This is a genomic window from Microbacterium sp. K41 (assembly GCF_004794395.1).
GTDB lineage: Bacteria > Actinomycetota > Actinomycetes > Actinomycetales > Microbacteriaceae > Microbacterium > Microbacterium sufflavum.
The window spans coordinates 1-12210 of sequence record NZ_SSDO01000044.1 but is presented as its reverse complement, the minus strand read 5'-3'; the positions used below and the strand labels follow the sequence as shown (position 1 = coordinate 12210).

General features: G+C 71.3%; 10 protein-coding genes and 1 pseudogene. 7 read left to right on the top strand and 4 right to left on the bottom strand.

Translation table 11 applies throughout. The features are described 5' to 3' along the window. Both DW309_RS00595 and DW309_RS00590 read right to left on the bottom strand, forming a co-directional pair. Window positions 1–1640: N-acyl-D-amino-acid deacylase family protein (locus DW309_RS00595; protein WP_136044223.1), on the bottom strand; the 1640-nt coding region annotated here is incomplete at its 3' end. Further along, the gene (locus DW309_RS00590) at window positions 1631–2848 is read right to left on the bottom strand and encodes an alanine racemase (protein WP_136044222.1); all 1218 of its coding nucleotides are present in this window, start codon (window positions 2846–2848) and stop codon (window positions 1631–1633) included. The genes DW309_RS00595 and DW309_RS00590, both read right to left, overlap by 10 nt. A 25-nt stretch (window positions 2849–2873) precedes the next feature. On the opposite strand from DW309_RS00590, the gene DW309_RS00585 reads away from it, so the two are divergent. After that, on the top strand, window positions 2874–3278 hold the full coding sequence (locus tag DW309_RS00585) for a RidA family protein (RefSeq protein WP_136030997.1): 405 nt from the start codon (window positions 2874–2876) through the stop codon (window positions 3276–3278). Between the two features lie 121 nt (window positions 3279–3399). After that, window positions 3400–4890 carry a L,D-transpeptidase family protein gene (locus DW309_RS00580; RefSeq protein WP_240753071.1) on the top strand — a complete coding sequence of 497 codons (1491 nt, stop codon included), beginning with the start codon at window positions 3400–3402 and terminating at the stop codon, window positions 4888–4890. Window positions 4891–4955: 65 nt separating this feature from the next. Here DW309_RS00580 and DW309_RS00575 read toward each other — a convergent pair whose 3' ends face one another. Next, window positions 4956–7175: an NADP-dependent isocitrate dehydrogenase gene (locus DW309_RS00575; protein WP_136044221.1), complete on the bottom strand. Its 2220-nt coding sequence runs from the start codon at window positions 7173–7175 to the stop codon at window positions 4956–4958. A gap of 175 nt (window positions 7176–7350) precedes the next feature. Between DW309_RS00575 and DW309_RS00570 the strand changes: the two genes are divergently transcribed. The 5 genes from DW309_RS00570 (at window position 7351) to DW309_RS00550 (ending at window position 11762) form a co-directional block, all read left to right on the top strand. Then, a complete protein-coding gene (locus DW309_RS00570; RefSeq protein ID WP_136031001.1) occupies window positions 7351–7809 on the top strand; it encodes a GNAT family N-acetyltransferase in 459 nt (152 codons plus the stop codon). 218 nt (window positions 7810–8027) lie between these two features. Then, complete coding sequence (locus DW309_RS00565; protein WP_136031003.1) at window positions 8028–9011, top strand: TauD/TfdA family dioxygenase; 984 nt, start codon at window positions 8028–8030, stop codon at window positions 9009–9011. Beyond that, complete coding sequence (locus DW309_RS00560) at window positions 9008–10033, top strand: sugar-transfer associated ATP-grasp domain-containing protein (protein WP_240753070.1); 1026 nt, start codon at window positions 9008–9010, stop codon at window positions 10031–10033. The genes DW309_RS00565 and DW309_RS00560 overlap by 4 nt, the downstream gene beginning before the upstream one ends. Window positions 10034–10116: 83 nt before the next feature. Further along, on the top strand, window positions 10117–10707 hold the full coding sequence (locus DW309_RS00555) for an alanine racemase C-terminal domain-containing protein (RefSeq protein WP_136044220.1): 591 nt from the start codon (window positions 10117–10119) through the stop codon (window positions 10705–10707). Continuing rightward, a complete protein-coding gene (locus tag DW309_RS00550; protein WP_136044219.1) occupies window positions 10704–11762 on the top strand; it encodes an alanine racemase in 1059 nt (352 codons plus the stop codon). The genes DW309_RS00555 and DW309_RS00550 overlap by 4 nt, the downstream gene beginning before the upstream one ends. On the opposite strand, the pseudogene DW309_RS19165 reads toward DW309_RS00550, so the two are convergent. Beyond that, window positions 11763–12210: pseudogene (locus DW309_RS19165) on the bottom strand (hypothetical protein); the annotation flags it as partial.

Genomic DNA, 12210 nt, shown 5'->3' with positions numbered 1-12210 from the left:
GGCGGCAGGCGCAGGGCCCGTCCGGCGACGGCACCGGTCACGACGCCGTCCAGGACCACGGGCACGCCCGCCACCAGCACCTCGTGGACGCCGATCGGCGGCCGATGCGGCTCCTCGAACGTGGCGCCCGCGGCGACCGTGAGCGGATCGAACAGCACCAGGTCTGCGGTGGCGCCGACGCGGATGATCCCGCGAGGCGCATCGCCGCGGTCGAGTCCCAGACGGGCCGCGGGGTTGCCCGAGAGGTGGCGCACGGCCTCCTCCAGCGTCAGCACCCCGAGCTCGCGCACGTAATGCCCCAGGTAGCGCGCGAACGTGCCGCGGCCGCGAGGGTGCGGACGAGCCCCGATCAGGATGCCGTCACTGCCGCCGGAATGCCGCGGGTGCCGCATGATCGCGCGCACGTTGTCCTCGTCGCCGATGTGCATCAGCACGCCGGTCGCCCCGGCGTCCTCGAGGATGGTGTCGAGCACCACGTCGACGGCCCGCCGCCCCGAGTCGTTCGCGATCTCGGCGACCGTGCGGCCGACGAGGCCCGCGAGAGCCGGATTCGCGGTGCCGGAGATCTGGATGGCCGACCAGTCGGCACGCTCCCCGTGGAAGCCGTCGCAGCCGAGCTCCTCCAGCTCCACGCGGACGGCCTCGCGCCCCTCGGCATCCAGCCCGGCGATGGCGGCCAGCAGGTCGCCCGACGCCGCCAGCCGGCTGGGCAACAGGGCAGAGAGCGTGGTCGCGCCGGGGAGATACGGATAGGTGTCGAGCGTCACGTCGACGCCGTCCGCGATCGCCGCGTCGACGATCTCGAGCAGCTCGTCGGCCCGGCCGCGGTTGGGCGCGAAGTTCATCGTGGCGTGCGTCAGGTGCACCGGGCAACCCGTGCGACGGCCGATCTCGACGGCCTCGCGGTACGCATCCAACGCGGCCGCGCCGTAGCTGCGGGTGTGCGGCGCCCAGTATCCCCCGCGCTCGGCGACCACACGGCACAGGGCCTCGAGCTCCGCGGTGTCGGCGTACATGCCCGGTGTATAGGTCAGGCCGCTCGACATGCCGAACGCCCCCGCGTCCAGAGCCTCGCCGAGCAGCGCGGCCATCGCCTCGATCTCCTCCGCGGTCGCCGCGCGGTTCTCGTGCCCGACCACCATCATCCGGAGGTTCCCCTGCGGAACGAGCACCGCGGCGTTCGCGACCGCGGCGGCGTCGATCTCTGCCAGCAGATCGCTCATCGACCGCCACGGCACCGTGGTGGGCAGGCCGTTCCACCCCGCGATCTGCGCGGGGATCACCGCGGCTGTCGCGTCGTCGAGCGGCGCGTACCCGAGGCCGTCCTGGCCGAGCACCTCGCAGGTCACGCCCTGACGGATCTTCGCGTCGTGCGCGGCACCGCTCAGCACCGCGAGGTCGCTGTGCGCATGCATGTCGATGAAGCCGGGCGCGAGCACAAGGCCGGAGGCCTCCACCTCCACGCCGCCCTCGGGCAGCTCGAGCTGCGCGTCCTCCCGTTCGGGCACGACCGCGACGATCCGCGCGCCCTCCACCGCCACGTCGGCCGTGAACCGCGGCGCACCGGAGCCGTCGACGACCGTGGCCGAGCGGTAGACCCTGACCAGCCCGGCCGCTGCCTTCTCCGCACTCAGAAGCACGTCGCCACCGCTCCGATCACTCGAGGGTCGTCCGCGTCGGGATCGTCGATCACCGCGATCACCCGCCACTTGTCGAACGCGGTGCACGGGTGCGAGAGCCCGAGCCGCACGACCTCGCCGACCGCGACCGCGGCGCCGTCCGCGAGCCGCAGGAAAGCATGTTGATCGTTGAGCGCCGTGATCTCGCCCTCGACGCTCTGCGGCACCGGCAGGTCGAGGTCGAACGGCACGTCACGGCGTCCGGCGTCGAGCAGCGCCAGGGCATCCTCGGGCTGGGAGACCACGCGCGACCAGGCGTGCATGGCCGACCGCAGCGGTGCCGTACCGGTCAGCGGGCCGAAGGGCGACATCCGGGCGTAGAACCCGTCGTCGTGGATCTGGAACGCTCCAGAGCGCAGCACCACGTCGGCCTCGGGAGCGAGCGGCGACAGCACGGCGGCGGCCCGGTCGGGGAAGGAGCTCCCGCCCGCGCTCACGACCGGACGAGGCCCCTCCGGGTAGTCGAGTCGGCGGTGCAGCTCGACCAGGGTGTCGAGGTAGGCGTCGACCGCGGCGACCGACGCCGCGGACCGATCCGGCCCGAACGGCCCCTCGTATCCGGTCACTCCGGCGAGGCGCAGGCCCGGTGCGGCGGCGATCGCGGCGGCGATGCGCTCGCCCTCCTCCACGCTGCGGGCACCCGTGCGTCCGTGCGCGCCGCCCAGCTCCACGAGCACGTCGAGGGGGCGGGCAGCATCGGAGAGGGCATCGGCGAGGATGCGGACGCCGTCGACCGCGTCCGCCCAGCACAGGATCCGCAGGTCGTGGTCGGCGGCGAGCAGTTCGCCGAGGCGACGGGCGGCAGCGGCATCCGTGACCGCGTTGGCGATCAGGACGGTCGGCACTCCGGCGGTCACGGCCACTTCCGCTTGCCAGGGCGTCGCGACGGAGATGCCCCAGGCGCCCGCGTCGAGCAGCCGCTGCCACAGCGCGGGGGCCATCGTGGTCTTGCCGTGCGGGGCCAGGCCCACGCCCTGCTGTGCGGCCCACGCGAACACGGTCTGCTCGTTGTGCGTCAGCGCGTCGGCGTGCACCGTGAGCACCGGCGTGACCAGGTCGGAGAGGTGCAGTCCGGCCTGCCCGACCTCGGAGAGCCGCAGCCCTGCGGCGCGCGCCGGGAACCCCTTCGCCCAGGCGCCGAGAACGGGATCCGGAATTTGTAGAGGCATCTAACAAGGCTACTAGGCTGGCGGCATGACCGCGAAGACACGAGTTTCGACCGACGCCGCCCCCGCCCCCGCCCACACCTTCTCGCAGGGAGTGCGCAAGGGCCCGATCGTGCAGGTCTCCGGCCAGGGTCCAGTCGACCCCGTCACGAACGAGTACCTCCACCCCGGCGATGTCGCGGCACAGACCACCCGCACGCTCGAGAACGTCAAGGCGATCGTCGAGGCGTCCGGCGCCACGTTCGACGACGTCGTGATGCTCCGCGTCTACCTGACCAAGCGCGAGGACTTCCCCATCATGAACGAGGCCTACGGCGCGTTCGTCGAGGCGCACACGACGAGCGGGGTCCTGCCCTCGCGCACCACCGTCTTCACCGGCCTTCCGCGCGAGGAGATGCTCGTCGAGATCGACGGTCTCGCCGTCATCGACTGACCGCGCAGCCGGACGTGTCCGGAGAACGGGGAGGCAGGGTAGCAGACCGTTGCCTCCCCGTTACCTGCCATCCCGTACCATTGAGAGACTGGATGCGTCAGAACCGCGGGGGGTGTAGTTCGTGACCGATGTGATTTCCGTACCGGGCGCTGCGACGGGAGCTCCTGCCGACGACGGCACGCCCACCAGCGTGCTCGCGCCCGCGGATACGCCCACCGAGACGGTTCCGCCGCACACCGGTGAGCAGCCCCTGGCCTGGGCTCCGATCGAACCGTCTCCCAAGAAGCGCCGCCTCGGCCTGTGGATCGGTCTCGGCGTCGGAGTCGTCCTGCTCGGCGCGGGAGCGGCCTCCGCGATCCTCATCGCACCCGGGACGACCGTCGCGGGCATCCCCGTCGGATGGATGACGCCGGGCGCCGCCGCCGACGCGATCAGCACGCACCTGGCGCAGACGGAGGTCACGCTCACGGGTGAGGGCGACGGCGCGGTCCTCACGGGCGCCGACCTGGGCGCCACGGCCGATGCCACCGCCCTGGCCGATGCCGCCTTCGCCGCCCACCCGATCTGGAACCTCGGGTCCTGGATGGGAGACCCGGTACCGGCCGACATCACCCTCGACCCCGAGAAGGCCACGGCCGCCCTGCGGGACGCCGTTCCCGCGAGTTTCGTCGACCCGGTCGATGCGGGAGTCGTGTTCGACGCCGCGACCGGCGCGTACACGATCACGCCTTCGGAAGCCGGCACCGGCATCGACCTCGGCGACCTCGGCACGGCGTTCGTCGACGCGGTCGGCGACGGTCGCACCTCCTTCGAGTATCCGGGCGGCCCCGCCGAGGCCCTTCCCGCCGTGAGCGACGCCGACGCGACCGCCACGGCGAGCGAACTCAACACCATGCTCGCCACGATCGGCTTCTACGTCGGCGAGGAGCGCACGGTCCCGATCGACCCCGCCACGGCCGCCTCCTGGCTGACCGTCGTGGACGACGAAGGTCAGCTGCGCATCCAGGCCGACCCGCAGGCGATCCAGGCGACCGTCGACGCGCTTCCGGCCGCGGTCGACCGCGCCCCGGTCAATGCGACCGTCATCGTCGACTCGGCCGGCACCGTGCTGCGCGCCGAGCAGGAGGGCGTCACCGGACGCGCGCTGGGTGACACCTCCCAGATCGCGGAGCAGTTCGCGACCCAGCTCGCCGCCGGCGACGGTGTGTTCGCGCTGACCGTCACCGAGACGCCGTTCGAGACGGTCAACCTGTTCCGTCGCATCGACATCGACCTGGGCTCGCAGCGGGCCACGCTGTACGAGAACAATGCGGTCGTGAAGTCGTGGGCCGTCTCGACCGGGCTGCCCGGCACTCCGACGCCGACGGGCAACTTCAAGGTCTTCGCCCACACGCGCATGCAGGACATGGGCTGCTACCCCGGCGCCCCGTACTGCACCGAGAACGTCCCGTGGATAACCTGGTTCACCACGAACATCGGCTTCCACGGCACGTACTGGCACAACAACTTCGGCAACCGCATGAGCCACGGCTGCGTGAACCTGCCGATCGACCTCGCGAAGTACGTCTACGACTGGTCGCCCGTGGGCCTCGAGGTATCCGTCCACAACTGACGCACCTCGGGCCGGCGGATACGAGAAGGGGGCGGATGCCGCAGCATCCGCCCCCTTCTCGTATCTCAGCGCAGGGCGTCGACGATCTCGTTCAGCGTCGCGGACGGGCGCATGACAGCGGCCACGAGCTTCTCGTCCGGACGGTAGTAGCCGCCGATCTCGGCCGGCTTGCCCTGCACCGCGTTGAGCTCGGAGACGATGGCCTCCTCGTTCGCGGCGAGCTTCTCGGCGACCGGGGCGAATGCCGCGGCCAGCTCGGGGTCCTTCGTCTGCTTCGCCAGCTCCTGCGCCCAGTACAGGCCGAGGTAGAAGTGGCTGCCCCGGTTGTCGATCGTGCCGAGCGCCCGACCGGGCGAACGGTCTTCCTCCAGGAAGGTGCCGGTCGCGGCGTCGAGCGTCTCGGCGAGCACGCGGGCCTTCTCGTTGCCCGTGCGGTCGGCGAAGTGCTCGAGCGAGGCCGCGAGCGCGAAGAACTCGCCCAGCGAGTCCCAGCGCAGGTAGTTCTCCTCGACGAGCTGCTGCACGTGCTTCGGGGCGGAGCCGCCGGCGCCGGTCTCGAACAGCCCGCCGCCCGCGAGCAGCGGGACGATCGAGAGCATCTTGGCGCTCGTTCCGACCTCGAGGATCGGGAACAGGTCGGTCAGATAGTCGCGCAGCACGTTGCCGGTCACCGAGATGGTGTCCAGGCCATGACGCATGCGGGCGAGCGTGTAGCGCGTCGCCTCCTCCGGCGCGAGGATCGTGATCGTGAGCCCCTTGGTGTCGAGCGTCGCCAGACCCTGGTGCACCTTCGCGATGATCTGCGCGTCGTGCGAGCGGTTGGCGTCGAGCCAGAACACGGCGGGCGCTCCGGTCGCACGGGCGCGCGAGACCGCGAGCTTCACCCAGTCCATGACCGGGATGTGCTTCGTCTGGGTCGCGCGCCAGATGTCGCCCTTGCCGACCTCGTGCTCGATGAGCACGGTGCCCTCGCTGTCGAGCACCTGGACAATGCCGTCCTCCGCGATCTCGAAGGTCTTGTCGTGGCTGCCGTACTCCTCGGCCGCCTGCGCCATGAGCCCGACGTTCGGGACGGTGCCGATCGTGGCCGGGTCGAGCGGGCCGTTCGCGATCACGTCGTCGATGACCGCCTGGTAGACGCTCGCGTAGGAGGAGTCGGGGATCACGGCGATCGTGTCGGCCTCCTCGCCGTCCTTGCCCCACAGCTTCCCGCCGTTGCGGACGAGCGCGGGCATGGACGCGTCGACGATGACATCGCTCGGCACGTGGAGGTTCGTGATCCCCTTGTCGGAGTTCACGTACGACAGGCGCGGCCCCTCGGCGATGGCCTTGTCGAACGCGGCGGCGATCTCGTCGCCGTTCGCGACGTCGGCCAGCCCCGCGAGGATCGAGCCGAGGCCGTCGTTCGCGCTGAGTCCGGCTTCGGCCAGCTGCGTGCCGTACTGGTCGAAGACGTCCTTGAAGAACGCCTTCACGACGTGGCCGAAGATGATCGGGTCGCTGACCTTCATCATGGTGGCCTTGAGGTGCACCGAGTACAGCACGTCGTCCGCCTTGGCGGCCTCGAGCGTCTCGGCGAGGAAGGCGTCGAGCTCCTTCGCGGACAGGAAGGTGGCGTCGATGATCTCGCGCGGGAGGACCTTGAGGCCTTCCTTCAGGATCGTGACGGTGCCGTCCTTCGCGGTGTGACGGAACGAGAGGACGTCGTCATGGGCGGCGACCCACGAGCGCTCGTTGTGCTTGAAGTCGTCGTGACCGAGCGTGGCCACACGAGTCTTCGACCCCTCCGCGAACGGCTTGTTGCGGTGCGGGTGCTTCTTGGCGTAGTTCTTCACGGCCAGCGGGGCCCGGCGGTCGCTGTTGCCCTCGCGCAGCACCGGGTTCACCGCGGAACCCTTGATGCGGTCGTACCGCGCCCGCACGTCCTTCTCCTCGAGCGACGTGGGCTCGTCGGGGAAGTCGGGGATGTCGTATCCCTGCTGCTGCAGCTCGGCGATGGCGGCCTTGAGCTGCGGGATCGACGCCGAGATGTTCGGCAGCTTGATGATGTTGGCCTCGGGAAGAGTGGCCAGGCCACCCAGCTCGGCCAGCGCGTCGCCGACCTGCTGCTCCGGCGCGAGCTTCTGCGGGAAGGCGGCGAGGATACGGCCGGCCAGGGAGATGTCCCGCGTCTCGACCTCGATGCCTGCCTGGCCGGTGTAGGCCTGGATGATGGGCAGGAACGAGGCGGTGGCCAGTGCCGGTGCCTCGTCGGTGTACGTGTAGATGATGGCGTCGTCGGTCACCGGGAGGTTCTCCGTTCACGGGGCGATTTGTCTCGATACCAAGATACCCCGAGCGCGCTCGACGCCCCGCCCGCCCGCTGGACGCCTCCCGCCGACGGTGTGCGCCCGCCTCCGCCGGTCCGAAAATGTTCAGCCGGGACGTGTCGAGTCCGCCGGGAGGGGCTAGCCTGGGGGCATGTCCGAACTGCGCATGGTCGAACTCTCCGCTGCGACGATCGTCGCCGTGAACAACCTGTCGCTCAAGCCCGGACAGGAGCAGTTCCTCGCTCCGGTGTCGTACGGCATCGCGGCAACCGTGATCAACCCGCAGACGTCGTGGCAGCGCGTCATCCTCGACCGCAACGAGGTCGTCGGCTTCGTCAGCGCGAACTTCGACGACGAGGCCCCCGAGGAGCACTTCCGCTCCGTGCTGTGGCGCATCAACGTCGACGCCGACGACCAGGGCCGCGGGGTCGGTCGCTTCGCGGTCGAGAGCCTCATCGAGGAGGCCCGCCGCCGCGGCGTCGACCACGTCAACGTCATCTACGAGGCGGGCGAGGAGGGGCCGGAGGCCTTCTTCCGCCGCGTCGGCTTCACCCCGGTCGGCGAGACGGCCTACGGCGAGGTCATCGCCGAGATCCGCGTCGAGCCCTGAGACCGGCGGCGGGGTCTCGAATCCCCTCCCCCATCGAGACCCCGTCGCCCCCGGCTGAGCCACCTCCCGTAGCGACTCAGCCCGTCCTTAGTAACGTGTTACCCCTTAGTTGGTATCGTTGTCGAGCCGCAGCTGCGGCCCCCCTCGAAGAAAGCGATACCCATGCTCACCATGCCTCTCTGCCTCTGCGCGCCCATCGAGACGACGGGAGCGACGCGATGATCACGCACGCCCTCGCTCCCGCGGCACTCGACGCCCTTTCCGCCCTCGCCGTGGGGCGCCGCGGCATCTACCGCGACGACGCGGCCTTCGACGACCTGCTGGCGTCGGCGACCGCCGCACTCGCCGCGGAGGACCCCGACACCGTCGCGGTCATCCGGCGCTTCGCGGCCGCCGACGTCCCCGACGGCGCAGTCCTCTTCACCGGCTTCACCGTGGACCAGGAGCAGATGGGGCGCACCCCGGAGGGGTGGCAGCTCGAGTTCCAGAATCAGGACCGGGACCCCGTCACGGAGGCCACGCTGCTCGCGCTCGCCGGAACCGCGGGGGAGATCTTCGCGTTCGCGCGCCAGCACGCCGGCGCCCAGATCCAGAACGTCGCGCCGGTGAAGGGCCACGAATACGACGCGGTCGGCACGGGCAGCCGCGGCTTGCTCGACTGGCACACGGAGGACGCGTTCGACGACGCCCACCCGCACTACGTGGGCCTGCTGTGCGTGCGCGGCGATGTGAACGCCGACACGGCCCTCGCTCCGATCGACCGCGTGGTCCTGAGCCCGGAAGACGAGCGGATCCTGCGCGAGCCCCGATTCCTGCACGGCATCGACAAGGCATCGGGCGGCACGGGACGCCCCGAGGACGGGGTCCGTGGACCGGTCCTGTACGGCGAGGACGGCGAGCGCTTCGTGCGCGTGGACATGGACTGCGCGGCCGCCGTCGAGGGCGACGAGGAGGCGGCCGCCGCGCTGCGGCGCTTCCACGACGCGGCGGACGCCGCCCGTATCGCCGTGAATCTGAAGGCGGGCGACCTGCTGCTGTTCGACAACCGTCGCGTGCTCCACGCCCGGACCAGCTTCGAGCCGCGCTACGACGGCACCGACCGCTGGCTCCAGCGCGTCATCATCACGGGTGACCCCGGCGCGTCGGCCGGACGCCGCACCCGTCGCCCCCGCGTCGTCGAGAACGACCCCGCCGGGCAGTGAGCTCGACCGTTCACGCCGGCGTGATCCGCCTCCGCTATCTGCTGGGTCGCGCACGGCGCATCGACGTGGGTTCGTTGATGCGCCGTGCGCGTGCGGTGGCGGCGCACCATGATCAGCGCACGGTTGCGGTGCTCGTCGACATGCTCAGTGAGGCGGCCTTCCACCAGGTCGGCTTCCAGGACTACGTCGACTACGACTTCGCGATGCTCACGGCGGCGGAGCGCCGCACCATGATGACGCATCCGCTGTCGAATCGACTGTCCTACCTGTTCGACCACGCCGACTACCGGCACATCTTCCACGACAAGTGGGAGTTCGCGCGCGTGTTCTCCGACCTGTTGGGGCGGGAGTGGATGCTGCTGGACAACGACAATGCGGACGCTCTGCGCTCGTTCGCGGACCGGCACCAGACGCTGATCACCAAGCAGCAGCTCGGGCGCTCCGGCCATGCGATCCACCGGTACCACGGCGCAGACGTCTCCGACTGGGACGCGTTCCACCACCGGCTGATGGAGAACGGCGAGCTGCTCGTCGAGGAGAACATCGTGCAGCACGACGCGCTGTCGGCGGTGTGCCCGGGGACCGTCAACTCCACGCGCATCACGGCGTTCTTCGACGGCCATCGGACGCATATCCTGTCCATCGCCCAGAAGTTCGGTCGCGGCCAGGCCGCCGACCAGATGGACTGGGGCGGCTTCTACACCATGCTCGACGCGGACACCGGGCGCGCCCTCGGCGACGGCTACGACTCGCACGGCAACGTCCACCGATTCCATCCCGACACGGGCTACCGGATCGCCGATTTCCAGTTGCCGCTGTACGACGAGGTGATCGCGCTGGTCGACCGGGCTGCCCGCCGCGTGCCGCAGGTGCAGTACGTCGGATGGGACGTGGCGGTCACCCCGACGGGTCCCGTGATCATCGAGGGGAACTGGGGCACGGGAGTGTACGAGGTGAAGCCGAGCGTGCTCGGCATCCGCACCGGCCACCGGCCCCGGTTCCAGAAGGCGATGGGATTCTGAACGCCCTGATCCGTGCCCGCCTCTCCCGCGCCGCGCTCGCCTCGAACGCGCACCGTCAGGCAGCGGCGAGCATCGGCGTCCCGGTGATCGACCTGCGCCGGGACGCGTGGGGACACGGCCTGACCTGGGTGGCGGGGATCGCGCACGACGCCGGTATCCGCCACGCGATCTTCGACGCCTCGGCCGGGCGCAGCGCGGCCCGGTCGGGCCTGACCCCGTGCGACGAGCCGGCGACGATCGATCCCGCGCGCCTGTTCGGCTGGCCCGGTGCGGACACGGAGCCCGTGATGCGCGTCGCCGGGCGCGTCCTCTCCACCAAGGAGCTGCGGGCGGGCGAAGGGGCGTCGTACAACCACACGCACCATGCGGGCACCGACACCCGTGTGGCGCTCGTGACCGGCGGGTTCGGCCACGGCATCCCCCGGGCGCTCGGGAACGAGGCCGACGTCGAGATCCGCGGCCGGCTGTTCCCGATCATCGGACGGGTGGCGATGGACGTGTGCGTCGTCGACATCGGTTACGCGCCGATCCGGCACGGTGAGGAGGTCGTGTACTTCGGCGGGCCCGGTCCCGCGCGGCACGCACTGGCCGACTGGACCCGCATCACCGGCTGGACGGCCGCCGAGCTCGTGTGCGCGCTCGGGCTGCGCGCCGCGCGAGAGGAGACACCATGACCCTCCCCCGACTGGTCGTGGATCTGCGTCGGCTGCGCGCCAACATCCGCGAACTGCAGCGCCGGAGCGCGCCCGCCGAGGTCATGATGATCGTGAAGTGCGACGCGTACGGACACGGGCTCGAACGGGTCGTCACGGCTGCGGCCGCCGAAGGGGTGCGCTGGTTCGGGGCGTTCGACAGCGCCACCGCGGTGCGCGCGCGCGCCGCCGCCGGCCCCGACGCGCGGGTCTTCGCGTGGGTGACCATGACCCGGAGCGAGATCGCGGCGGCGGTGCGCGCGGGCGTCACCCTCGGGGTGGGTGACGCCGACTACCTGGAACGTATCGTCGAGGTGAATCAGCGTCGCCCGCAGCCCGTGCACCTCAAGATCGACACGGGTCTGCATCGCAGCGGGATCCGCCCCGAGCACTGGACCGAGGTGGTCCGACGGGCGGCGGAGCTGGAGGCCGCGGGAGCGATCAGGGTCGAGGGCATCTGGAGCCACATCGCCGAGGTGAGCGACCGCGACGACGACCTGGCGCGAGTCGCGTTCCGGGACGCGGTGCAGCGGGCGGAGGCGCTGGGCCTCACGCCGACCGTGCGGCATCTGGCTGCCAGCGCCGCGGGGGCCGCCCGCTCCGAGTTCCGCTTCGACCTGGTGCGCTTCGGGGCCTTCGTGTACGGGATCCGGTCGGTGGGAGCGCCGCCGCCGGACGACATCGCCCTCGCCTCCACGCTGCTCGCCCCGGTGATCCGCGTGGACGCCGAGGCCGTCACGATCGGGATCGGCAGTCTCGACGGCCTCCCCTCGACCCTCGCCGGCTGCTTCGAGGTCGGGACGGCCGCCGGCGCCAGACGCGTGCTGCGGATCGGGCCGACCGAGAGCGTGGTGCGCCCCTGGCCGCGGGCGGCGATCGGCGAGGAGGTGGCCGTGTGGGGGCCGGGCGCCCGCGGGGAGCTCGACGCGACGAGCCTGGCCGAACTCATCGGCACGGTCGGTGAAGAGCTCCTGGTGCGGCTCTCCCCGCTGATAACGCGCGAGTACCGAGCCGGGCGTCGACCCGGTGCGGGCTGATCAGACGTCGTCGTCCGACCGGGGGCGGCTGCGGCGGCTGCTCCACGCGGCCAGTGCCGAGGCGGCGGCTCCCGCGGCGCGGTCGATCGCCTCGACCGAGCGGTTCACCATGTCGTGCGCGGCATCCTGCCACGCGGGAGTGGTCGGCGCCTCCCCCGCGTGCACCCTGGCCGCATGCTCCGCCGCCTCGAACGCGCGCTCCAGCTCCGCGACCGCGTCGCGGTAGGCGGCGAACTCCGCCGCCGTGATCCGCCCCGTGGTGCCGCGGCGCGCCTCCACCGCCGTGCCCGCGGCACGCAGGTACGCCGCGGTCTCCGGGCGCTTGACGTCGGTCATCGCCGGATACGCGATCTGCAGCGCAGGGTCGGTCTCGTACCGCATCCACCGGGCCGTGACCGCGTCGTGCTCGGCGTACAGCCGCTCCAGCGGCCGCGGCGCCGAGCCGGCC

Excerpts from the sequence above, each read along its gene's own strand:
- DW309_RS00590 (WP_136044222.1), bottom strand. The coding sequence starts at position 2,848 with ATGCCTCTACAAATTCCGGATCCCGTTCTCGGCGCCTGGGCGAAGGGG.
- DW309_RS00585 (WP_136030997.1), top strand. The coding sequence starts at position 2,874 with ATGACCGCGAAGACACGAGTTTCGACCGACGCCGCCCCCGCCCCCGCC.
- DW309_RS00570 (WP_136031001.1), top strand. The coding sequence starts at position 7,351 with ATGTCCGAACTGCGCATGGTCGAACTCTCCGCTGCGACGATCGTCGCC.
- DW309_RS00565 (WP_136031003.1), top strand. The coding sequence starts at position 8,028 with ATGATCACGCACGCCCTCGCTCCCGCGGCACTCGACGCCCTTTCCGCC.
- DW309_RS00550 (WP_136044219.1), top strand. The coding sequence starts at position 10,704 with ATGACCCTCCCCCGACTGGTCGTGGATCTGCGTCGGCTGCGCGCCAAC.